We start from the raw sequence: 23,327 nt of genomic DNA on the forward strand, positions 1-23,327 counted from the left end.
TCCAATTATGGAATTAGAAATAGTTGATGCCTTAATTCCAGATTTAGAAGAAGAAGTAATGGATGTTAACTTAGTTCAAAGGATGCATAAATCTGGTAGAAAAGTTAATTTCAGAGTAATTGTTGCTGTAGGTAACAAAGATGGTTATGTTGGATTAGGCCAAGGTAAAGCTAAAGAGGTCGGTCCAGCTATTAGAAAAGCTGTAGACAACGCTAAATACAACATTATTAAAGTAAGAAGAGGTTGTGGAGACTGGGGTTGTGTTTGTGGAAGAGAACACACAGTTCCATTTAAAGTAACCGGTAAAACCAGTAGTGTAAGTGTTACTTTAATGCCGGCACCTGCAGGTGTAGGTTTAGTAGTTGGAGATGTTGGTAAAACTATCCTAAAACTCGCTGGTGTTCACGATGTATGGTCACAAACTTTCGGACAAACTCAAACCACAGTTAACTTCGCTAATGCTGTATTCGATGCTTTAAAAGAGTTAAGTAATGTTAAAGCAAGCAATGAAGATCTCAAGAAAATGGGAGTTAACTACTAATTGGTGATAGTATGTTTTTAGTTATTAGAGTTAGAGGAACTACTGGTGTCATTCAAAATATTGCAGACACCTTAGACATGTTAAGACTTAACAGAATCAGCCATGCAGTAATCGTTGAAGAAAACCCTAGTTATGAAGGTATGCTTCAAAAAGCTAAGGATTACATCACCTGGGGAGAAATTGACGCTGAAACTTTAGCAGCAATCATTGCTAAAAGAGGAAGACTCCCTGGAAATGTAAAAGTTACAGATGAGTATGTCGCTGAAAATTCTGATTACAGTAATATTGAAGAATTGGCTAAAGCTTTAATCGATTCTAAAGTTAAATTAGCTGATGTAGGCATTAAACCTGTATTCCGTTTACACCCTCCAAGAAAAGGTTACGAAGATATCCGTTTATCTGTAAACGAAGGTGGATCTTTAGGTTACAGGGGAGAAGAAATTAAAGATCTTGCAAAAAGAATGCTTTAAACTCAGGTGTATAGTATGATTAGAACAAAACGTAAAATTAATAAACAAAGAGGTTCTAGATCCAACGGTGGAGGATGTACCAAAAAACGTAGAGGTGCAGGTAACAAAGGTGGAAAAGGAAAAGCAGGTATGGGTAAACAACACTGGACCTGGACTGTAATCCACGATCCTGATCACTTTGGTAAACATGGTTTCAAAAGACCTCAAAAAATGATTAAAAAAATCAGTGCTGTTAATTTGAATTACTTGGAAGAACAAGCTGACAAATTAATCGCACAGGGTAAAGCATCCAAAGATGGTGATGCTATTGTTATAGATGTGACTGAATTAGGTTATGACAAAGTTTTAGCAAAAGGTAAAATCACTAAAGCTTATAAAATTTCAGCACCTCAATTCTCAGCATCTGCTATTGAAAAAATTGAAGAATTAGGAGGAGAAGCTATAATCTTATAGCTCTTTTTCTTTTGTTAGGGGAATAATATGTCATCTTTAGAAGTTTTAGAGCCAATATTTAGATTTATTCCTGAAGTCAAATCTCCTGTTCACAGAGAAGACTTCAATGAAAAACTTAAATGGACTGCTCTTATCTTAGTATTATACTATATATTATCTCAAATACCGTTATACGGTTTGGCACCTAATGCTATAGATAGCTTTGCCGCATTAAGAGCAGTTATGGCAGGAAGTTTTGGTTCAATTCTCACATTAGGAATTGGTCCGATTGTTACCGCTTCTATTGTTTTACAATTATTAGTCGGTTCAAATCTCTTAGATTTGGATCTTTCATCCCATAAAGATAAATCTCATTTCCAAGCTACTCAAAAAGTATTGTCCATTGTATTTACAGTATTTGAGGCTAGTGTATTAGTGCTTACTGGAAATTTAGTCCCTATTGATAATTCATACACATTGATATTGATTTTACAACTTGTTATCGGTGCATTGGTAATTATCTACCTTGATGAAGTTGTATCAAAATGGGGATTCGGTAGTGGAATCGGTTTATTCATTGCCGCCGGTGTATGTCAAACAATTATGGTTGGTTCATTCAGTATCTTGCAAGGTACCGACGGCTATCTCGCAGGTATTATCCCTAAATTTATCCAACAACTTGCTGCAGGTACACCTGACCTTGCTAATTTGGTCCCATTATTTGCAACTATTGTTGTATTCCTAGTTGTTCTTTATGGTGAAGCAATGAGAGTTGAAATTCCAATTTCTCACGGTAGTGTAAGAGGTCACGGAAGAATTAGGGGATCTGTTGGTAAATATCCATTAAAATTCGTTTACTCAAGTAACATGCCGGTTATTTTAACAAGTGCATTGCTTGTAAACGTAACACTCTTTGCTAATCTTTTCCAAAAGATTGGAATTCCGATTTTAGGCCACACCGATAAGGGTAAGGCAGTTGACGGAATTGCTTGGCTATTGTCAACACCTAACTACCAAATGTTTGTAACTGAACCGTTACACGTTTTAGTATATGCAATATTCTTTATTGCATGCTGTATACTATTCTCATATTTATGGGTTGAAATTAGTGGTTTAAACGCTAAAAAGATTTCAGAACAATTACACAGTTCAGGTATTCAGATACCTGGTTTTAGAAGCAGTAAACGTCAATTGTATAAGATTTTGAAAAAATATATTCCTGCACTTACCATTATCAGTGGTATTTATGTAGGACTTATCGCTTTCCTTGCAGATTTAACTGGTGCTTTAGGTGGAGGTACCGGAGTATTGCTTACCGTAGGTATTCTCCATAAGTTATATGAAGAAATGGCAGAGGAACAACTCATGTCTGCTAACCCAATTCTTAGGAAAGTTTTAGGAGGAGACTAATCTTTCTCCTATTTTTCTCTTTTAAAAAGTGAGGGATTAAAGTGAAATTAGTAGTATTAACAGGAATTCCAGGTTCTGGAAGTACAACTTTACTCGGTAAAGCTTTAGAAGAAGTGGATTATGTTCACTTAAACTATGGGGACATAATGACTGAAATTGCTATTAAAGAAAAAATAGTGAATGATAGGGACGCTTTAAGAAAATTGCCCGCTGAAACTCAAAAGAAGATTCAAGCTAAAGCAGCCAGTGAAATTAAATCAAGGGCTGAAAATGACAATGTGATTGTAGATACTCATTGTACTATCAATACTCCTGCAGGATTCTTGCCGGGATTGCCAATATGGGTATTGGAACAATTGCAACCGGATCAGTTTATTCTAGTTGAAGCAAATCCTGATGAGATTATGTATAGAAGATTAAATGATGATTCTCGTGAAAGAGACCTTCAAAAAGCAAAAGAGATTGAACTGCATCAACAAATGAACAGAGCCACTTCCATGGCTTACGCTACATTAACTGGAGCCACTGTCAAAATTGTTGAAAATCATGACAATCATTTAGATTCTTCTGTTAAGAAATTGGTAAATGTATTAAATTTATAGGGGTATAATCATGGCAGATCCTTTTGGAATTATTATTGGTGCTTTGAATACTATATTTAATCCTATTTTAGCTTTGGACCCAAATCCAACTAATCCTGCATTAACCGTATTAATTGTTGCATTCATTGTTTCACTGATAACAACTATTGCAAACAAATATTTGGTTGACCAGGATGAGATGAATGAAATTCAAGCAAGAAACAAAGCTTTCCAGAAAGAATTACGTGAGGCTCAAAAGAAAGGTGATGGAAAGAAGGTCGCAGAACTTCAGGCTAAGCAGACTGAAATGATGCAGGACCAGAGTAAGATGATGACCAACTCATTCAAACCGATGATTGTAACTTTTGTTCCGATTATCCTGATTTTCTTCTGGATGAGATCATCTGCAATCAGCGGTCTGGTAATTACATTGCCTCCTTCAGTTTATTGGGTTACAATAACTCCATTCTGGCATTTCCTTGGCGGTTTCTTGTATGGTGGGAAAGCTACAATTCCATATGGTATTGGTTGGTTATTGTGGTATATGATTTGTACATTCGGTATGAGTCAGATACTAAGAAAATTCTTAGGATTCAAACAAGGGTTCTAAATTAACCCTTTTACCATACATTTATTAATAATGAAAAATAGATATTATATTATTCTATTTTGAATACGCTATTACACAATTATTATTTAAAAATTATTATAAAGGTGATTAAATGCCTGCAAATAGGTTTAGATCAAGATCATATAAAAGAGTTCATACAAACACTCCTGGTGGAAGGAATGTTTTAAGATATAAAAAGAAAAAACCATCTAAGCATGTTTGTGCTGAGTGTGGTCAAGTGTTACATGGAGTTCCTCGTGGACGTCCATATGAAATTGGAAAATTATCAAAAACAGCTAAAAGACCTAACCGTCCTTTCGGTGGGTACTTATGCTCAAGCTGTGCCCGTAAATATTTCAAAAACGAGGCTAGAAAATAATGATTATTACTGTTGGTGGATTGGCTGGAACTGGAACAACAACTACTGCTGAGGGCCTCTCAGAAAAGTTGGATATTCCATATATCTCTGCAGGTTCTGTTTTCAGAGAAATGGCTGCGGAAAGGGGAATGAGTGTTCTTGAATTCAGTGAGTTTGCTGAAGGTAATGATGATATTGATAAAGAAATTGACAAAAGGCAAGCTGAAAAGGCCAAACAGGCGGATAATCTGATCGTTGAAGGAAGATTGTCTGCATACTTTGTTGACAATGCTGATTTGAGGGTTTGGTTGGTAACACCATTTGATGTTCGATCAAATAGAATTTCCGACAGGGAAGACAAATCCGTTGAAGTGGCCAAACAGGAGATTATTACTCGTGAAAAAAGCGAAGCCTTAAGATACATGGAAATCCATAACATTGACATTTCCAATATGGATATCTATGACATAATTATAAACACTGGTACTTTCAATCCTGAAAACGTATCAGAAATCATTATTCAAACATTAAAGGTGATATAAATGGCATCAATCGAAGTAGGTAGAGTATGTGTAAAAATCGCCGGTAGAGAAGCTGGCGAAAAATGTGCAATCGTTGAAATTATCGATGAAAACTTTGTGGAAGTTGTTGGTGAAGCAGTCAAAAACAGAAGATGTAACATTGCTCACTTAGAACCAACCGAAGAAACTATCGACGTTTCAGGCGATATCGACTCTATTAAAGCAGCTTTAGCTGACTTATAAATCTGAATGAATAATTGGTAAAATTATTCATAACTTTTTTTATTTACTATTTTTTAAGGTTTTTTTCATGAAGTTTAACATGGTTGAAAAGTCAAAGAGCTTTACTTCTCCTGAATTCGGCTGCAAACCTGAAGACAGGGAGATTATGGATTACATCTCCAAAGGAGTAATCAATCTGGATAAGCCTTCCGGACCGACTTCCCATGAAATAGACTCATGGATTAAACGCATTTTGGACTTGGAAAAATCAGGTCATGGTGGAACATTGGATCCTAAGGTAACCGGAATTTTGCCTGTTGGATTGAATGATGCTACCCGTGCAATACAACTTCTTTTAACAGCTCCTAAGGAGTATGTTTGTCTTTTGACATTCCATCAGGATGTTTCAGAAGACCGAATCCGTGAAGTGTTTGCGGAATTTACCGGCAAGATTTTCCAACTGCCTCCCGTTAAATCAGCGGTAAAGCGTGAAATGAGAACCCGTAACATCTATTATTCAACAATCTATGAAATCGAAGGGCGTGATGTTCTTTTCAGAATAGGCTGTGAAGCGGGAACCTATGTTAGGACATATTGTCACAATATAGGTGAGGCATTAGGCGTTGGGGCTCATATGGCAGAGCTTAGAAGAACACAGGTAGGTTCTTTCAATGAGAAAAATAGGTTAGTGACCTTGCAGGACGTTACTGATGCATACCATTTCTGGAAAGAGGATGGTGATGAATCATTCTTGCGTGAGGCCATCATGCCGATGGAAAGGGCTGCAGATTACTTGCCGAAAATCATTATCAAGGACTCGGCCGTAGATGCGGTTTGCCATGGTGCTGATTTGGCAAATGGCGGTATTTGTAGTTTGGCAGACAATATTCAGAAAAACGACATTGTAGCAATTGAAACTCTCAAAGGGGAGTTGGTTGGGGCAGGTCATTCATTATTGACATCTAATGAGATTTTAGAAGCTGATTCAGGTTTTGCGGTAAATGTTTCTAAAGTATTCATGAAACCAGATACTTATCCAAGATTTTGGTGAGAACCTCCCAACTTTTATATAATGAAGGTCATATAATAGTTTATGAGCTTCGATTACCTAAAGGACATGATATGTCCAAATTCGAATTCAGGGAATTATATAAGCTCTGCTGTAGTTATCTAGGTTATGACCATCAGATGTAACAGGATTTTTCCTGTTACTCTTTTTTCACATAGATTAACCATCATGAACTCGACCATTCCTTCGCAACTGCTTTTCCTGATTTCATGTTTGATTAATATTTCAACACTTCGGAAGGCAAGTATGCAATATCCTTAATGCTGAATGTAAGTAAATTGTGCTTTTTCATCTTGGAATATAATATATTGCACACATATTTTCAACAAAAACTCGGAAGGACTTATAAAAATTTGTTTGTATGTCTTAGAACAATCAAATAGGCATATTTTTATATATTTAATGATAGATTTTTTTATCATATGCATATAAATATTCATTTTTTTTAATTTTGTTTGTTTAGCATAGAACATTTTATATTATTAATCAGGGAGTCAATAAGAAATCATGAAGTACAAAAGCATAATCCTGCTTGCTTTGACTGTTTTTATCATGTTGGGCATTGCCGCTGTAAGCGCCAGTGACGCCAATTATACAGCAATATCCAGTGAGGATATAGATGATGTAATAAGCATGGAAGAGGACACAAAGTTGGCCTCTTTTGAGGAAAATGAAATCTTAACCGCAGATGAGCAAACATTTGCACAGTTGAATGAAACAATCAATGGCAAAAAAGATAAAAACATTTATTTAAACAGCAGCTACAAGTATTCCAAAGGTGACGATAATTTTACAAAAGGAATCATCATTGACCGTGACGTAAACATCTACGGAAACGGACACACAATAGACGCCAACAATACCGCCCGAATCTTCCAAATAAAAAATGGAAACGTAATATTCTACAACATAACTTTCAAAAATGGAAACGCACGCGACAAATGGAATGATTATGGTGGTGCTATCAATGGAAACTGCAAAGCAATAAACTGCACATTCACACACAATCACGCATATCGGGGTGGTGCTATGTATGGTGGTTCTGCTGTAAACTGCACATTTAATAATAACACTGCAAATTGGGATGGTAGTGCTATGTATGGTGGTTCTGCTGTAAACTGCACATTTAATCATAACAATGCAAGTGATTCTGGTGGTGCTATGGCGGATGGTTCTGCTGTAAACTGCACATTTAATCATAACACCGCAAATGACTGGGGTGGTGCTATGAGGGGTGGTTCTGCTGTAAACTGCACATTTAATCATAACAATGCAGCGAGTGGTGGTGCTATGGATAGTGGTTCTGCTGTAAACTGCACATTTAATCATAACACTGCAAATCGGGAGGGTGGTGCTATGAGGAGGGGTTCTGCTGTAAACTGCACATTTAATTATAACACTGCAAATAATTATGGTGGTGCTATGGCGGAGGGTTCTGCTGTAAACTGCACATTTAATTATAACAAGGACCTATATGGATATGCTATGCAGTTTTGTTATTATAAAAATTGCAATGGTGATGAACATGGTGAATGTACTGAGTTAGTGCCTAGTTTTGATATGATGGATCATATTTCTAAATATTATTCTAATCAGGAATTGCTAATTAAGTTAATAAATCAAAAGGGGTGGAATGTAGATTTTATTGATGTTGAGTGTATTATTTTTTATAATAATGGTAGTGAAATTTTGAGAAAACATGGTTTGAGTGGATTTAATATAAAATTTGATTTGGCCGCAGGCAATTATACTGCACTGTTAAATGTCACATATTCAGGATTAACTGCAAATTCCAAAAAAATAAATTTAACCATCAACAAAGCAACACCAAAAATAGAAGTACAAGCACATAATACAACATATCCCGGTAATATTGTTGTTTATGTAAAATCTGATGTTGGTGGTGAGTATGCTGTTAGTGTAGGTGGTGTGACTCAAAATGTTAATCTTACTGCAAATCAGGTTAAAAATATAACATTCACAGGTTTACCTGCCAATGAAAATGGGTATATTGTCAATGTAACTAATTTGGATCATGAAAATTGCACTGCCGTAGTCAATGACACTGTTAAAGTAATTGTCTATAAAGCAACACCAAAAATAGAAGTACAGACCCATAATACTACATATCCGGGTAGTGTTGTTGTTTATGTAAAATCTAATGTAGGAGGGTTTTATGTTGTAAAAATTGGTGATCAATCTCAAATTCTAACTCTTAATGCTGGTGTTGAAGAAAATATTTCATTTGCTGGTTTGCCTGCCAATGAAAACGGTTACACTGTCAATGTAACATATAATGCTACTGAAAATTATACCGGTAGTGTTAATGATACTGTAGTTGTTAAAATCAGAAAAGCACCTGTAAAAATAAACTCACAGGATATAACTGTAACCTATAATATTGATGGTTTTATGATTGTTAGATTAACTGACATTAATGGTAATCCGATTGGTGGTGCTGTCATATCAGTTGATTTAAACGGCCCTAAAACATACACTACAAACAGTAATGGTGAGATAAATATCTCAACTACTGGTTTGTCTCCTAAAACATATACTGCAAAAATCACTTTTGCCGGAAACAACAACTACACTGAATCTTCAAGTGATTATAAAGTCATCATCAACAAAGCAACTCCTAAACTAACTGCCAAAAAGAAAACCTACAAGGTAAAATCAAAAACCAAGAAATTCACAATAACATTAAAAGACAATACCGGTAAACCAATCAAAAACGCCAAGGTCCGCTTGATTGTCAAAAAAATTGTAAAACAATCCAAGAAGAAATCTAAGAAAAAGTCCAAATCTGACAAGAAGAAAAACTATGCAAAAACAAACAACAAGGGTAAGGCCACATTCAAGGTCCTAAGAAACAAACCTGGCAAATACAATGCCAAGGTCAAGTTTTATGGCGACCAGTACTACAACAAGGCAACCAAGACTGTTAAAATCACTATAAAGTAGATGTTTCACCAACATCTGCTTTCCTTTTCTTTTTTTCTAGATTAACCGTCCAAAATTCAACTCTTTCATACTTCAACCGGTTTTTAGAGTTGCAGAAATAAGTAATGAAGCAACGGAAGTGCTTGTCGAAATATTTAATATGAAAGTTAAACATAGTTAAACTAACTAATAAAGATTGGGGCAATGATATGAAATATAAACAAGGATTAATGTTCATTTGTTTACTGATTTGTCTGTTCACAATAGCTGGGGTGGCGGCTGGCGATATCAATGAAACGACTACCGCAAGCCAACAGCAATGTGAATTGTTAACCGTTGAGGATAATGATGGTATTGTAACATTTGACAATCAGGAAATTACAGTCGGAGTTTCTTCTTCAGGCAGTTTTTCCGAATTGCAGAATCAAATAAATAATATTGGAGAAGGGGGAGTTTTAAATCTTTCAAAGGATTATCAGTATGCTGACGGTTCAACCGAGGGGGTGAGAATTTCCAAGCCAATCACAATCAATGGAAACGGGTATGTTCTGGATGCTAAGGGACAGTCAAGAATATTCAACATAACATCCGACAATGTGACTTTGAAAAACATCACTTTCGTTAATGCAGGCGGAGTAAGCTATGGGGCTGCCGTATACTGCAGCCACAATAATTTAAGCATCATCAATTCCAGTTTCATTAACAATTCCGCTCTGATTTCAGGAGGGGCGGTTTATTTAAAAGGGGATTCATACAACAATGAAATAACTAATTGTAATTTTGAAAATAATACTGCAAAAACAAGTGGAGGGGCTTTTGAAGGATATTTGTCTGAAATCATATTTGAAAATGTCACATTCACATGCAATAAGGCTTCTCAGGGAGCAGGCATCATGCTGCAGTATTCAATCTCCATTTTTGAAAATTGTACCTTTGATAAAAACGAAGCGGAGAAGTCCGCAGGTGCACTATATGCCTACTATTCCCTAACCTCTCTGGATAATTGTGAAATAACAAACAACAGGGTCAATGGGAAATATCCTTTCGGAGGAGCCATTGCCTATTTTGCATTTGAAAACAACATCACCAACACATTAATCAGGAACAATTCCATTGAGGGGGATTTCGGATATGGAAGCTCAATATACAATTATGGAAGGTTAAACATCAGGAACTCCCAAATTGAAGAAAACCGCCAGAAAACCAAAAACTACATTGAAGATACAGTCTTTACAAACAACGGCATTGTCAATTCATTCAACAACACATTTGTAAACAACACAATCGAATCCGGAAATGAAAGTGTGATATATGCCCTGTTCTGGCCGCTGGTCTATGACAAGATATTTGATGAAAACACTACAATTTCAACTTCATTGGATTTGAGAACAGTAACTAAAGATAATGGTACAGTCGAAGAGCAATTCAAGCCGATTCAGGACCAGGGCATTTCAGGTGGATGCTGGGCATTTTCTGCAACTTCAATTATTGAATACTACTTCAAAAGCCATTATGGTGGAGATTATGCGTTTTCTGAAAACAATCTCATAAACATTATGGGGCCTTACGGAAAGGATGGCTGGACCGTAGCCAAAGGAGGGGGAACTGCAAAATCGGTTGCATATTGGGCCCGCTGGTCGGGACCGGTAAATTCAAGCGATGACCCTTTCGATGACTCATCAAAAATCTCACCGGACAACCTGGCGGTCATGGGACACCTGCAGGATGTATTGTACATAACCTGCGGGGACATTACTCAGCTTAAGCTTGCGATTCTGGAATATGGGCCTGTTGTAATAGGCTACAAATACTATGATCCGGATGTTACCTGTCAAAACGGAACATATATTGAATCCATTGACTCTCCAATCAATCTACTTCCAAGATATTCGAACCATCTTGTTTCAATTGTAGGCTGGGACGACAATTATCCTGGATCAAGTTTTGCAGAAGGCCTTCCGGATGGGGCATTCCTGATAAGGAACAGCTTTGGAGAAGAGTTCTTTGATAAAAACCTATATGAGACAGTGTTTCTGGAAGGTGAGGGATACAATTGGATTTCCTACTATGACATGACACTTTCAACGGAATCCATTGCTTATGCAATTGTCAATGTCGAGGGCACCGACAACTATAACCACAATTACCAATACGACACTAAGGGAACTCTCATCAGCATGGGATATAACTCAGATACCGCATGGTTTGCAAATCAGTTCAAGGCCACCGATAACAGTCCGCTAGCTGCATTCAGCCTCTACACATTTGTTCCTAATTCCACATATGAGGCATACATATATGTTAATGATAGGATGTCATACTCCCAAAACGGTTCAATATCCAATCCGGGATACAATACAATCAAATTGAACAGCTTGGTGGATTTGAATAGGGAGGACATTTTCAGGATTGCAATCAAATTGACCTGTCCGGGTTTTATCTATCCGATTGCGCTTGAAACTGCCGACAGTTCAATGATTACCAAAACAAATGCTGATTTAAACCAGTCATTTGTAAGTCCCGACGGCATCAACTGGTATGACATCTCACAGGCTACAGACGTGCTGTATATGGAATTGGGAAGTTTGTCCTATAAAAAGATGAACGATACAAACGTGTGCATCAAGGCATTTACCTCAAAGCTCAATACAACTATTGTCGCAGGTTCAGTGACTACCGTTTACAATGGCGGAAAATATCTCACGGTAACATTGACCGATTCAAAAAATCGTCCGATATCAGGCAGGAACGTTTCAGTCATGTTGAACGGAAGGACAATACTCCTGATCACTGATTCAAAAGGCCAGGTAAAGCTGTCCACAGACAATCTGGAGGTAAAAACCTATACTGCAACAATAGTATTCGGAGGAGATGGCAGCTATGCGGGATCCGCTTTAGATGTCAAGATCACGGTTAAAAAGGCAACTCCGAAAATGACTGCCAAGGTGAAAAAATTCAAAAGGTCTAAAAAGGTCAAAAAATATGGGATTGCCTTAAAGGACAATATGGGAAAACCAATCAATAAGGTTAAAGTCACCCTCAAGATAGGAAAAAAGACATTCAAGGCAAAAACAAACGCCAAAGGTAAGGCAACCTTTAAAATTAAGAAATTAACTAAAAAAGGTAAATTCAAAGCTACAGTTAGCTTTAAGGGAAACAAATATTACAACAATGTAAGCAAGAAAGTTAAAATCGTCATCAAGTAACTCGGCTTCTGGCCCAGTTACTTACTTTTCTTCTTTTTTTTTACAACTTCCTATATACTGGGTGATAAAAATAAGTGTTTTTTTTTTACCTTGTGTGAGGTATTTTGACTAAAACTCATTGATGATTATGGATTTATTTATTGTTTATCTAATTTTATGAGTAATACTTTTAATATAACTTTGTATTATTATTTAATCAAATATTGGGAGGTTCCACACAATGTTTATCCAAGATTTTGGAAGTAGATTTTTAATTATTGTCTTTTTTCTGTTTGGTTTTTTTTAAAATTGTCTTAAACAATGCAAACTATATATTATGTGATAGTGATGAAGTCTGCTCATTTGGAAATAATTAAATATTTGGTTTAATAAAATATCTATACGTTAAATAAAAAAATTTGGAGTAAAATAAATGAAATTCAAAAAATTCTTTCTTATCTTATGCTTAGTTATTTGCCTGTTCACTATGGTAAGCGTTTGTGCCAGTGAGGTAAATGATACGGCAATAACTGCAATAGATTTGCAGGATAACTTGGAAATTAATGAAGATAATCAAGTGATAGATGATGATAACTATGTTGGTGCGAAAGATTCGACTAACAATGCTTCAACAGAAGGCAATGTAGAAATTTCCGCACCGGAAACGGTTGAAAACTCATATTCTGATAAATTAGGAATAACTGACGATGATTTGATTGGTGAAGAGTTAAGGGCCAATGTCATTGCATTGAATGTAAGCGCTCTTGATAATGCATTGTTTGTTGTTGATTGTGCCGATGACTTTAATGGAAATGTTTCAATTAATGCGGGCGACCATCAATTATACAATGGCAGTGTGAAGGCTCTGATTGAGGCTTCCAAATTGCCTGCGGGAAATTATGTTGCCACAGCACTATTTTACGGTGATGATAAATATGGGGAGCTAACATTAAATGATATTAGGTTCACTGTTTCAAGAGTAACTCCTACAATCTATGTAAATGTTGAGGATATTACGTATCCTAGAATTGCCTATGTAACTGTTCATATTGGAAATAATGCCAATGGTACTGTAAATGTCACCGTTGGTGGCAAAACATTTAATGGAACCGTGTCAGATGGTAAGGCTAATGTTTCCCTATATGGCTTGGGTGGAGGTAGTAAGGAGGTTGATGTCAAGTTCTTCAGCAACGATTATTGTAATAATAATGTAAGTGCATCCACTAAATTTGTAGTTTTACCGAATAATTCCCTTATTCAAATCAATTGTAGCGAATTTTTCCATGTTGGTGAGGATATTGAGTTTACGGTTACTACGACAAATTCCACTGGTGATTTGACTCTCTGTGTTAATGGCGTGTATTATAATAAGTATCGTGCTCAAAGAAGTTATGAGATTAGTATTGCTGATAAATATGAAGGCCAATATGTCTTGAGTTTCGATTTGGCAGGTGATGAAAACTACACTGGATATTCTACAAGCGCAACTGTCCATGTAACTAAAAATGATTTAACAATCAATGTCGAAAATATTGATGAAGTTATTTATGTTAACCAGCCAGTAATACTCAAGGCCAAATTGAGCAATGTCGTCAAAGGTAATGTGACATTTACCATTAACGGCGCAAAATACACGGAATATGTTGATAATTCTGATGTGGTCACTCATGTATATACTCCAGTTAATAATGATACTTTAACGGTTATTGCCACATTTGATGGTAATTATATGTATAAATCTAACGTATCATCTTCAAAGGATTTTAATGTTTCAAGAATTGATACTGAGGTTTATATGGATTTCTTGTCTACAATCATTGCAGGCGATGATGCGTATATTTATGTTTCCATGAATCCTAAAATCAGCGGTACCGTTAAATTGAGGGTTGGCGATAAGTTTTATGATGTTGCTGTTGTTGAGGGCAGTGGAATGTATTCTGTTTCTAATTTAGCTAAAGCTGTTCTCGATGTTGAAGTAATATTTGAGGGCGATTGTAAATATGCCCCTAGCACTTCGGAGGTTAAATCATTATTTGTTAGCAATATACCTACTAGTCTAAGCATTAGCATAGATAAGACTTCCATGAGCTATCATGATTCTGCTGTTGTTAGCGTTAATTTGAATCGGTCAATAAACGCTGTTGTTACTGTTAAAGTTAATGGAAATAATAATACTGTAGGTCTTGTTAACGGTAAAGGCAGTTTCACTTTATATGGATTAAATAAAGATGAGTACATTATTAATGCAGTATTTGCCGGTGATGATAGATACAATGGATCCACTTCCAATGCATTGAATTTAACAGTCACTGGGGATAATATATCCTCTTCAGTATCCATTAGTCTGAATAAGGATTCTGTGTTTGTTGGTGATGAGGTTATTGTTAGAGTTAATATAAATTCAACTGTTACAGGAGTTATCAGGCTGAATATTGGCTCCAATTCTTACAATGTTGTTGTAAATAAGGGTGTTGGAATTTTCACTATTTCCGATTTGGCGAACGGCACTTATGATGTTCAGGCAATATTTGATGGGGATAATGAACATTCAGGCAACTCTTCGGATGTTAAACAGCTGGAAGTTAAGAAGATTCCTACCAGCTTATCTGTAAGCATTGATAATTCTTCCATATCTGTTGGAGATAGTGTTGTTGTTGATTTTGTTTTAAATCAGGCCATTAATAATGTCCTAACAGTTAATGTCAATGATAAGGAGTACCTTATAGGCATTGTCAATGGTAAGGGCAATTTGACTTTAAGTGATTTGCCTTTTGGCATTTACACAGTTAATGCAACATTTGCAGGTGAAGGAAAATACGTTGAAAGCAGTTCCAATAATGTGACTATAGAAGTTAATAAAATTAAAACACAGCTAACCGGAGATCCAATCACTGTTAGTTATAACGGCAACGGGGATTTGGTAATTACATTGAAAGACACCAACGGCAATGCAGTCCGCAATGCTAAACTCACAGTTGATTTGAATGGTGTCAAATCATTTAACACAGACAACAGCGGTCAGATTAAGGTTTCAACTAATGCTTTGGACCCTAACACATACGTTGCCAAAATAACCTTTGATGGCAATTCAGTCTATGACCAGTCATCAAATGACATTAAGGTCACAGTTATAAAGGCAAATCCAAAAATGGATGCCAAGGCAAAGACATTCAAGGTGAAAGTCAAAACTAAAAAATATGAAATAACTTTAAAGGACAGCAATGGCAATGCAATTAAAAATGCACGGGTTACTTTGAAAGTTAAAGGCAAGACCTTTAAGGCGACTACCGATAGCAAAGGTAAGGCGACCTTCAAAATCAAAAACCTGAAGAAAAGGGGAACTTACAAGGCGGTCATTACTTACGGTGGAAACAAACTGTATAATAAGCTGTCTGTCAATGCAAACATTAAAGCCAAATAATAGTGAAAATCTCAAAAAAGAGTTTAATTACTCTTTTTTTCTTTTTTTTATAGTAATTTTAGATTTTACTAAACTTCTTATAATTTTTCACAATTATCGGATTTCATCCGGGATTTTGTAAATCGGATATTGCTTTGAACTTCTTTTAGACAAGGAGGTCCAACCTTAATAATTTTATAGTATAAACCTTAAAGTATAATTATAAAATATTCAAGGTGATATGATGGAATATGAAATTCGAGGAGGTTCATTCCCTCTTGTAGTTTGCAAATTGCAAAAGGGAGAAATAATGAAAAATGAAACCGGAGCTATGGCTTACATGACTTCCGGAATGACAATGGAAACCAATACTGGCGGAGGTCTTCTAAAAGGGCTTGGAAGAGCATTATCCGGAGACACAATATTTTTAAACTTTTTCACTGCTGAAGAAGACAACCAGGAAATTGGATTTGCGGCTCGTACTCCCGGAAAAATCATGCCAATCAGATTGGATGGAACCAATACAATCATCGGTCAGAAAAATGCATTTTTGGCAGCTGAAGAGGGTGTAGATTTAGACATATATTTCAAGAAAAGTCTCGGCGCTGGAATATTTGGTGGAGAAGGTTTCATTCTTCAAAAATTTACAGGAAACGGAATGGTATTTTTGGAAATTGACGGGGAAGTAATAGAATATAATTTGCAGCCTGGAGAAAAATTACTGCTTGATCCGGGACACATTGCAGCTATGGAAGAGTCTGTCGGTTTTGACATTGAAAGGGTAAAGGGCGCTAAAAACATTCTATTCGGAGAAGGATTGTTCTTCTCAAAATTAACAGGTCCTGGAAAAGTTTGGATACAAACTATGCCGCTCAGCAAATTGGCTGAAGCAATAATTCCTTATTTGCCTAAAAGCAATGAATAATTAAAGAGAGTTATATTCATTTAACTTTCTTTTATTTTTTTACATCATTATGTAATGTATTTATTACATCGTCCATTAAAAAAATTTTTGTGAAGAAGCTAGAACGCTCCTCCACCTCCACCTCCTGATCCTCCTCCGAGGCCACCAAAGCCTCCTGTATCGGATGAAGGATGTGCAGCAGTCTCACCGGTCATTATCGCATGATGCATCATGTAGTATCCTCCGAAATGGTGGTACAGGAAGACATCATCATCATAATAATTAGGGAAGTTTTGCTCCTGCAGTTTCATGGCCTTGTAAACCTTGTCAGCTACTCCAAGAGAGGCTCCATAAATCATATACTTTCTCCAAATAACTATTGATTCTGGAGGGTGTTCGTTAATTAAACTGTTGTCCTTTAAGAAATTCTTGAAGTTTTTCCATTTGAGGTATCTCACACGTCCTTCAGGAGTCCATTTTCCAAATTTGTCATCATCCATGTGCAGGATCATTGCAGAAAATATTATTAGAAATATTCCTCCGCCGAGTGCATAAATTCCATTGTGCAGGTTGGTCATGAATCCTAAAGCGGCCATGATTATACCAAGGACTATTCCACCCAATCCGAGTATGTTTGCAAGGGTGGTGCCTGTGCTGCTGAATTCTTCATTGACTTTGGTATCTAAACCGTTTTTGATTTCATCTTGCCATATGCCATACTGTTCCATAAACCATTTGGCATTTGATTCATGGGATAAGCTTGAATTTAGACTGGACAAATTCAATGTACCTTCGTAAGCGAAGTTATGAAGGATGTCATAAACCTTTCTTTCGTTTGGTTCAAGCCTGTCGGCATCTGCTTTGAACTTGATGTATAAATCCTTTGTGTCAGTGTCTTCGTTTTCAACGGTTTCAATACCTAAAATCTTCTTATCGATTAGATTCAGAATCACTGCCTCAAAACCATCCATATTTGGCTTTCCGATTTCTCCTGTCGCATACATTGCATTTACAACTTCTGGAGGGTCATCGGTCGGAAGTTCCCTTTCATAAATTCCGTCATAGTCGACTTTCGGTTCCCTTCCAAATAGGATATAGATGAGGAATGCAATTATCGGACTTAACAGGGACAATAAACCTAAAACAAGGTATGTGAAGTTCCAGAAATTGCGTCCGTTCACACTATCATTGAGGTTTTTCATAATCATGTCTCTGCCGTTCTGATTTGCATGTTTTGCATAGGTTGCATCTTCAAAATCATTCAACGGCATCAGGACAAGCAGTTCGTAAAATTCTCCCTTTGGAATTGAGGTAGTTTTGGCAGTTATTGTGTCCTTGTCCAGACTGCTTGATTTGTTATACTCCTGTGGGTTTAAAAAGTATTCATTGCCATTGTCTCCAGGCAGATTCACTTCTGCAGTAATTTTGCCAACGCCAACATCCCATTGCTCGCCCCATAGCTTGTACTGTAGTCCTCCAACATCATTGAAAAGGGTAACGACATTCTTCATGTCATAACTGATGTAGACTGAAACTTCACAGTCTCTGATGCTTTTGGTATGTGCTTCATCAGAATATAAATAGATTTTCAGATGTTTATATCCGTCCTCGTCACTTTCGACCAGAACAGGATATGCCCCATCTGCCTGCACTTGGATATTTTCTATGCTTTCTCCAGGCTTTAGGGGAATGTCCCTGTATACTCCATTGAATTTGCCCTCAAAGGAATAATCAAAACGTTCATCTACATGCAATATGCCGTTTTTTTCGACTGTCAGTTCGATATGTGCCCAATCGATAGTGTAACTTCTATCATCATCTGCCGCAACGCCGGATAGTGTTGAAAATAACAATAAAAAAAGAAAAATTATAGTAAATGTTTTTTTAACATTCATATAATTTTCACCTACTCAAAGTTCACTTCAGGTACTGCGGTTTCACTTTCAGGTGCTTGGAAATAGGTTTCTTCCTTAAATCCGAACAGTCTTGCTAAAAGGCTGCTTGGGAATTGTTGGCAAGTGTTGTTGTATTTTAAAACTACATCATTGTAGAATTGTCTTGCATAGGAAATTTTATCTTCGGTATCGGTTAATTCAGCTTGCAGCTGCTGGAAATTACTGTTTGCCTTTAGGTCAGGATAGTTTTCTGCAACTGCAAATAAAGTTTTTAATGCGCCGGTCAACTGATTATCAGCTGTGCTGGTTTCTTCAATTGAACTTGCATTCATAACTCCAGTTCTTGCCTTTGTAACCTCTTCCAATACTCCTTTTTCATGTGAAGCATAGCCTTTTACGGTTTCAACTAAATTTGGTATTAAATCATTTCTTCTTTTAAGTTGAACATCAATCTGTGCATAACTGTTTTTTACACGGTTTCTGAGTCCAACAAGATTGTTGTACATATGTATTATTGTTCCAATAATAAAAACAACTAAGATAATAGTTATTATAATTATTATGATACTCATTTTTTCACCTAAATTATATATTAACAAATAATTTAAAATAAAGTTTTTCATTCAAACATAATATTTAAATAAAATTTTTTAATTAAATAATTATATAAGTTGAAATTTGTAATGGAGGAAATTTATTTTGTTTAAAAGGGTATTCTCTGCTGTTTTTCTGATTTTCGTCATTGTATTTTCAATTGGTGTGGCTCAAGCAAGTGATGCGGATGTAACCGATTTGAATATGTCACGTTCCAGTGATGATGCTAATCTTCAAATTGAAAATAATGATTGCGGTAGCCTTTCTGATTTTCATGAAGATTATTTGAGCGGGACTGCTAAAAACACAACCGAATTGACTTCACAGACATCAGGCATATACTATAAGGGATCTTACAATGTAATTTTAAAGGATTTAAATAGCTCATCATTGCTTGGCGATAAGGAGATTGCCATCAGCATAAATGATGTTGATTATGGCTCAAAAACAGACAGCAATGGTGTTGCAAGTTTCAAACTGGACTTGGCTCCTGGAAGATATGTAGTCAATGCCAATTTTTTAGGGGACGATTCCTATGAAAACTGCACCCTATCCGCAACCCTTGACATACAATCCACCGTCAAGGCAAATGACATTACAAAATATTACAAGGGGACTACTCCATTTACAGCACAATTCTTCGACAGTTTGGGAAATCCATTGGCAAATAGGATGGTCAGCGTAAATGTCGCCGGAAATGAACATGTTCAAAATACCGATGCAAACGGCTTTGTTAATATTGCTGTGGATTTGAAGCCTGGCACATATGAAATCATATCGACTGATCCGGTTACTGGTTATAGGCTAATTTCAAAATTTGTAATTTTATCAACAATAAGTTCAAGTAATGTCAATCAGGTAGAAGGGCAAGGCAAAAGGTTCACAGTCAAATTTTTCAATAGCAATGGACAGGCATTGGCTAAGAAATATGTCAAATACAAAATTAAGGGCAAAACCCACAGGGCCAAAACAAATTCCTATGGGCAAGTGAGCTTGTCATTGAAGAAATTTAAAAAGGGAACATATAAAATTGTTTGTTATAATAAGGACGGATTGTCAAAAACTTATAAAATAAAGATTTATAAAAGAAAGGCATCCACCAGATTGAATACTGAGTTTTATACGCTGCTTCCGGGTGATGCCAAAGAGATTGGGGTTAGGCTTTCTACCGCATTGGGAGACAGTTCAAACTCAGGAAAGACTATCAAAATCAGAATTGACGGCAAGACATATTCCAGAAAAACCGATGGGGAGGGCATTGCCCGCCTTCAGATGCCTTCTTTAAAAAACGGTTTTTACAAGGTTGAATACAGCTATGGCGGAAGCAAATTCTTCAAGGCTTCAAAGGCAACCAATTATGTTACAGTATTGGGCACTTCAGACACTTCATTAACAGTTAAGGGTACAAAATCCTTCGGTTATGGTGCAGGCACTTTATTTAAGCTTGCATTGACTGCAGGTAATGTTCCTCTGGTTAAAAAAACAGTGAATCTGAATGTTGATGGCAAAACTTACTTCCTCACAACCGATGGAAAGGGAATGGTGTATTTGCCTATTAATCTTAAAATCGGAAAGTATGATGTCAATTATATGTTTCAAGGGGATTCCAAATTGAACGGAACTTCAGGAAATTGTGAAATAGAAGTTTTCAAAAGAAGCGATTCAAGACTCACCTGGAAGTGCGCAACCACATACAAGGATTCTTCACAGACATTTAAGGTTTTATTGACAGATCTGAATGGAAACCCGGTTTCCAGAGGAACCGTTAAGTTAACACTCGCCTCCAAAACATATACTGCAACTACTTCCTCAAACGGATATGCAACAGTCAAAACCAGTGTTGAGCTTGGAAAATATAAGGTTTCAGCGGAGTTCATCGGCAACAATGAGCATCTTTCCAGCAAGGTTGTTAAACCTATTGAGGTAAAGCTTTCCAAATTCCGCAACGGCATTAATGAGAAAAGTGCGTCCGCTTCATCTGCCTATTTGAAATCATCCAGCCACTGTAAAGTGGGAAATGCAAAAATCAAGGCAAAAGTGAAATCATTGACAAAAGGTTTGAAGAGCAAGGTGGACAAGGCTAAAGCCATATTTAATTTTGTAAGGGATGACATTAAATACAGCTTTTATTATGATACCAAGTATGGATCTTCCGGCACATTGAAGGCCAAAAAAGGAAATTGTGTTGACAGTGCACACTTGTTGGTTTGTATGTTGAGAACTGCCGGCTTTAAGGCAAGATATGTTCATGGGGTTTGCAAATTCAACAGCGGACATGTCTACGGTCATGTATGGGCTCAGGTCCACATCGGCAAATACTGGATTTGCGGCGATGCCAGTGATGACAGCAATTCATTGGGAAGGATTGCCAATTGGAATACCAAGACCTGCAGGATACATGCCAAGTATTCAAGTCTGCCATTCTAAAAATATTAATATGCTAAAATCGATTTTTTTTGAAAAATCACTGTTATAATCAATACCTTTATATAGGTTAAAGTAAATATATTATGTTATCATATTATCCTAGATGATATGATGTACAAGTATTGCTAACTATTTCAATGCCGAGATAGTCTAGCCTGGTAAGGCGCGAGACTGGAAATCTCGTGGGCGTTCAGCCCTCCTGGGTTCAAATCCCAGTCTCGGCGTTTATTAGTTTTTAACTATATTTTTTTGATATTTAAAAATACTTGTTAAACTGATATTTATTGCACTCTTAGCCAATATGCTAAGTTTATAACTGTTGAAAAAAACTGTGTTTTGAAATTCAAAACATTCGAATCTATATTTTACGTCTCGTAGGTTCGCTCTATAAATGGAGGTTATTTAATGGAAGACGAATTCAAACATTTAGTACGTATTTCAAGAAAAGACGTCAGTGGTAACAAAACCATTGAACATGCTTTAACTGAAATCAAAGGTGTTGGAATCTCTTTATCTAAAACTATCTGTCGCGTTTTAGACTTGGATTTAGATGCTAAAATTGGATACATTGCTGACGAAGATGTTTTAAAAATTGAAGAAATTTTAGAAAACCCTCTTGACTTTGGCATTCCAGCTTGGATGTTAAACAGAAGAGAAGACTATGAAACTGGTGACAACATTCACTTGATTGAATCAGATCTTGACATGACTTTAAGAGATGATTTAAACAGAATGAAAAAGACCAGAAGCTACAAAGGTAGAAGACATGAAGTTGGTTTACCTGTTAGAGGTCAAAGAACCAAATCCACTTTCAGAAAAAGTTCTACCGTTGGTGTAAAACGTTCAAGAGGATAGGCAAGAACTTTTTTTATAAATTAAATTATTTAAATTCAATTTTATAAGGAGATGTTTTAATGGGACAACCTAGAAAATCAAGGAAAAAGTATAATACACCACCACATCCTTGGAATGCGGAAAGAATTAAAAATGAAAATAAATTAATGGCTAAATACGGTTTAAAAAACAAAAAAGAAATTTGGAAAGCCGATACTTTAGTTAGAAGATACAGTAGGGAAGCAAGGTACTTACTTGGTTTCGATGCTGATCAAATGCAAGAAGAAAAATTAGAATTATTAGGACACTTAGCTAGAACCGGTGTTTTGCCTGAAGGTGCAGCTCTTGAAGATATCCTAGATTTAAATGTTGAAGATATCTTAAGAAGAAGATTACAAACCATTGTGTTTAAAAAAGGTTTAGCTCGTACTCCTAAAGAAGCAAGAATGTTTGTTGTACACGGTCACATAGCTTTAAATGGTAAAAAAATCAATTCACCAAGCTATGTAGTATTGGATGGCCAAGAAAACGACATCGGATTTTACCGCTCTTCACCTGTAGCAAAACAAATTGAAGAGTACAACAAAGCAAAGGATAATAAAGCTAATACAGAAGAATAAAGGGTGTAACTATGGCAAAAGATGAAAAATGGGGTATAGCTAATATTTACTCATCATTCAACAACACTATTATTACTGTAACAGATATTACTGGTGCTGAAACTATTTCCCAATGGTCCGGTGGAAGAGTTGTACGTGCAGACAGACAACAAGCTTCACCTTTCGCAGCTATGGCTGCAGCAACTAGAATAGCTGATGATGCTAAAGAAAAAGGATTTGTTGGATTACATATTAAAGTAAGAGCTCCTGGTGGAAATGGACCTAGAAGTCCTGGACCTGGTGCACAAGCAACTATTCGTGCTTTAGCAAGA

Annotated in this window: 20 protein-coding genes and 1 tRNA gene; 19 read left to right on the forward strand and 2 right to left on the reverse strand. The window is 36.3% G+C overall.

Going from position 1 to position 23,327, the window contains the following annotated elements; all coding sequences use genetic code 11:
- From rpsE to ACJMLO_RS09050, 14 genes are all read left to right on the forward strand, one after another.
- Nucleotides 1-541 (forward strand): 30S ribosomal protein S5 (rpsE, locus tag ACJMLO_RS08985; protein ID WP_405296022.1); only part of this gene is annotated, 541 nt, incomplete at its 5' end.
- A gap of 11 nt (nucleotides 542-552) precedes the next feature.
- The gene (locus ACJMLO_RS08990; RefSeq protein WP_405296024.1) at nucleotides 553-1,011 is read left to right on the forward strand and encodes a 50S ribosomal protein L30; all 459 of its coding nucleotides are present in this window, start codon (nucleotides 553-555) and stop codon (nucleotides 1,009-1,011) included.
- Between the two features lie 15 nt (nucleotides 1,012-1,026).
- Nucleotides 1,027-1,464 carry an uL15m family ribosomal protein gene (locus ACJMLO_RS08995; RefSeq protein WP_405296026.1) on the forward strand — a complete coding sequence of 146 codons (438 nt, stop codon included), beginning with the start codon at nucleotides 1,027-1,029 and terminating at the stop codon, nucleotides 1,462-1,464.
- Between the two features lie 27 nt (nucleotides 1,465-1,491).
- Entirely contained in the window at nucleotides 1,492-2,853 is a 1,362-nt protein-coding gene (gene secY / locus ACJMLO_RS09000; RefSeq protein ID WP_405296028.1) for a preprotein translocase subunit SecY, read from the forward strand.
- A gap of 41 nt (nucleotides 2,854-2,894) precedes the next feature.
- A complete protein-coding gene (locus ACJMLO_RS09005; RefSeq protein ID WP_405296030.1) occupies nucleotides 2,895-3,455 on the forward strand; it encodes an adenylate kinase in 561 nt (186 codons plus the stop codon).
- 10 nt (nucleotides 3,456-3,465) lie between these two features.
- Entirely contained in the window at nucleotides 3,466-4,044 is a 579-nt protein-coding gene (locus ACJMLO_RS09010) for a DUF106 domain-containing protein (RefSeq protein WP_405296032.1), read from the forward strand.
- Between the two features lie 112 nt (nucleotides 4,045-4,156).
- Nucleotides 4,157-4,423 carry a 50S ribosomal protein L34e gene (locus ACJMLO_RS09015; protein ID WP_405296034.1) on the forward strand — a complete coding sequence of 89 codons (267 nt, stop codon included), beginning with the start codon at nucleotides 4,157-4,159 and terminating at the stop codon, nucleotides 4,421-4,423.
- Nucleotides 4,423-4,944: a (d)CMP kinase gene (cmk, locus tag ACJMLO_RS09020; RefSeq protein ID WP_405296036.1), complete on the forward strand. Its 522-nt coding sequence runs from the start codon at nucleotides 4,423-4,425 to the stop codon at nucleotides 4,942-4,944. The genes ACJMLO_RS09015 and cmk overlap by 1 nt, the downstream gene beginning before the upstream one ends.
- Nucleotides 4,945-5,166: a 50S ribosomal protein L14e gene (locus tag ACJMLO_RS09025; RefSeq protein WP_292808846.1), complete on the forward strand. Its 222-nt coding sequence runs from the start codon at nucleotides 4,945-4,947 to the stop codon at nucleotides 5,164-5,166.
- 67 nt (nucleotides 5,167-5,233) lie between these two features.
- Nucleotides 5,234-6,196, forward strand: a complete 963-nt coding sequence (locus ACJMLO_RS09030; protein ID WP_405296039.1) for an RNA-guided pseudouridylation complex pseudouridine synthase subunit Cbf5 — start codon at nucleotides 5,234-5,236, stop codon at nucleotides 6,194-6,196.
- Between the two features lie 525 nt (nucleotides 6,197-6,721).
- Complete coding sequence (locus ACJMLO_RS09035; RefSeq protein ID WP_405296041.1) at nucleotides 6,722-9,178, forward strand: hypothetical protein; 2,457 nt, start codon at nucleotides 6,722-6,724, stop codon at nucleotides 9,176-9,178.
- Nucleotides 9,179-9,366: 188 nt separating this feature from the next.
- Nucleotides 9,367-12,363 (forward strand): lectin like domain-containing protein, encoded by a 2,997-nt coding sequence (locus ACJMLO_RS09040; RefSeq protein WP_405296043.1) that lies wholly within the window; start codon nucleotides 9,367-9,369, stop codon nucleotides 12,361-12,363.
- A 412-nt stretch (nucleotides 12,364-12,775) separates the two neighbouring features.
- Nucleotides 12,776-15,763, forward strand: coding sequence for a hypothetical protein (locus ACJMLO_RS09045; protein WP_405296045.1), 2,988 nt, complete (start codon nucleotides 12,776-12,778; stop codon nucleotides 15,761-15,763).
- 223 nt (nucleotides 15,764-15,986) lie between these two features.
- Nucleotides 15,987-16,667, forward strand: a complete 681-nt coding sequence (locus tag ACJMLO_RS09050; RefSeq protein WP_405296047.1) for a TIGR00266 family protein — start codon at nucleotides 15,987-15,989, stop codon at nucleotides 16,665-16,667.
- Between the two features lie 98 nt (nucleotides 16,668-16,765).
- Here the strand turns inward: ACJMLO_RS09050 and ACJMLO_RS09055 are convergent, their stop codons facing one another.
- A complete protein-coding gene (locus ACJMLO_RS09055; protein ID WP_405296049.1) occupies nucleotides 16,766-18,541 on the reverse strand; it encodes a DUF2207 domain-containing protein in 1,776 nt (591 codons plus the stop codon).
- An 11-nt stretch (nucleotides 18,542-18,552) separates the two neighbouring features.
- Nucleotides 18,553-19,113, reverse strand: coding sequence for a LemA family protein (locus tag ACJMLO_RS09060; RefSeq protein WP_405296051.1), 561 nt, complete (start codon nucleotides 19,111-19,113; stop codon nucleotides 18,553-18,555).
- 127 nt (nucleotides 19,114-19,240) lie between these two features.
- On the opposite strand from ACJMLO_RS09060, the gene ACJMLO_RS09065 reads away from it, so the two are divergent.
- The 5 genes from ACJMLO_RS09065 to rpsK form a co-directional block, all read left to right on the forward strand.
- Complete coding sequence (locus ACJMLO_RS09065) at nucleotides 19,241-21,562, forward strand: transglutaminase domain-containing protein (RefSeq protein ID WP_405296053.1); 2,322 nt, start codon at nucleotides 19,241-19,243, stop codon at nucleotides 21,560-21,562.
- A 139-nt stretch (nucleotides 21,563-21,701) separates the two neighbouring features.
- A tRNA-Ser gene (locus tag ACJMLO_RS09070) sits at nucleotides 21,702-21,786 on the forward strand.
- Nucleotides 21,787-21,967: 181 nt separating this feature from the next.
- On the forward strand, nucleotides 21,968-22,417 hold the full coding sequence (locus tag ACJMLO_RS09075; protein WP_303739597.1) for a 30S ribosomal protein S13: 450 nt from the start codon (nucleotides 21,968-21,970) through the stop codon (nucleotides 22,415-22,417).
- A gap of 59 nt (nucleotides 22,418-22,476) precedes the next feature.
- A complete protein-coding gene (locus tag ACJMLO_RS09080; RefSeq protein ID WP_405296055.1) occupies nucleotides 22,477-23,016 on the forward strand; it encodes a 30S ribosomal protein S4 in 540 nt (179 codons plus the stop codon).
- An 11-nt stretch (nucleotides 23,017-23,027) separates the two neighbouring features.
- The coding region (gene rpsK / locus ACJMLO_RS09085; protein WP_405266787.1) for a 30S ribosomal protein S11 at nucleotides 23,028-23,327 on the forward strand (300 nt) is incomplete at its 3' end.

The sequence above is a fragment of the Methanobrevibacter sp. genome (assembly GCF_045120835.1).
Classification (GTDB): domain Archaea; phylum Methanobacteriota; class Methanobacteria; order Methanobacteriales; family Methanobacteriaceae; genus Methanocatella.

What these genes read in the sequence shown, in the direction of transcription:
- ACJMLO_RS09040 (WP_405296043.1), top strand. Translation starts at nt 9,367, where the DNA reads ATGAAATATAAACAAGGATTAATGTTCATTTGTTTACTGATTTGTCTG.
- ACJMLO_RS09035 (WP_405296041.1), top strand. Translation starts at nt 6,722, where the DNA reads ATGAAGTACAAAAGCATAATCCTGCTTGCTTTGACTGTTTTTATCATG.
- ACJMLO_RS09045 (WP_405296045.1), top strand. Translation starts at nt 12,776, where the DNA reads ATGAAATTCAAAAAATTCTTTCTTATCTTATGCTTAGTTATTTGCCTG.
- ACJMLO_RS08990 (WP_405296024.1), top strand. Translation starts at nt 553, where the DNA reads ATGTTTTTAGTTATTAGAGTTAGAGGAACTACTGGTGTCATTCAAAAT.
- ACJMLO_RS09010 (WP_405296032.1), top strand. Translation starts at nt 3,466, where the DNA reads ATGGCAGATCCTTTTGGAATTATTATTGGTGCTTTGAATACTATATTT.
- ACJMLO_RS09015 (WP_405296034.1), top strand. Translation starts at nt 4,157, where the DNA reads ATGCCTGCAAATAGGTTTAGATCAAGATCATATAAAAGAGTTCATACA.
- ACJMLO_RS09025 (WP_292808846.1), top strand. Translation starts at nt 4,945, where the DNA reads ATGGCATCAATCGAAGTAGGTAGAGTATGTGTAAAAATCGCCGGTAGA.
- ACJMLO_RS09050 (WP_405296047.1), top strand. Translation starts at nt 15,987, where the DNA reads ATGGAATATGAAATTCGAGGAGGTTCATTCCCTCTTGTAGTTTGCAAA.
- ACJMLO_RS09075 (WP_303739597.1), top strand. Translation starts at nt 21,968, where the DNA reads ATGGAAGACGAATTCAAACATTTAGTACGTATTTCAAGAAAAGACGTC.
- ACJMLO_RS09030 (WP_405296039.1), top strand. Translation starts at nt 5,234, where the DNA reads ATGAAGTTTAACATGGTTGAAAAGTCAAAGAGCTTTACTTCTCCTGAA.
- secY (WP_405296028.1), top strand. Translation starts at nt 1,492, where the DNA reads ATGTCATCTTTAGAAGTTTTAGAGCCAATATTTAGATTTATTCCTGAA.
- ACJMLO_RS09055 (WP_405296049.1), bottom strand. Translation starts at nt 18,541, where the DNA reads ATGAATGTTAAAAAAACATTTACTATAATTTTTCTTTTTTTATTGTTA.
- ACJMLO_RS08995 (WP_405296026.1), top strand. Translation starts at nt 1,027, where the DNA reads ATGATTAGAACAAAACGTAAAATTAATAAACAAAGAGGTTCTAGATCC.
- ACJMLO_RS09080 (WP_405296055.1), top strand. Translation starts at nt 22,477, where the DNA reads ATGGGACAACCTAGAAAATCAAGGAAAAAGTATAATACACCACCACAT.
- cmk (WP_405296036.1), top strand. Translation starts at nt 4,423, where the DNA reads ATGATTATTACTGTTGGTGGATTGGCTGGAACTGGAACAACAACTACT.
- ACJMLO_RS09060 (WP_405296051.1), bottom strand. Translation starts at nt 19,113, where the DNA reads ATGAGTATCATAATAATTATAATAACTATTATCTTAGTTGTTTTTATT.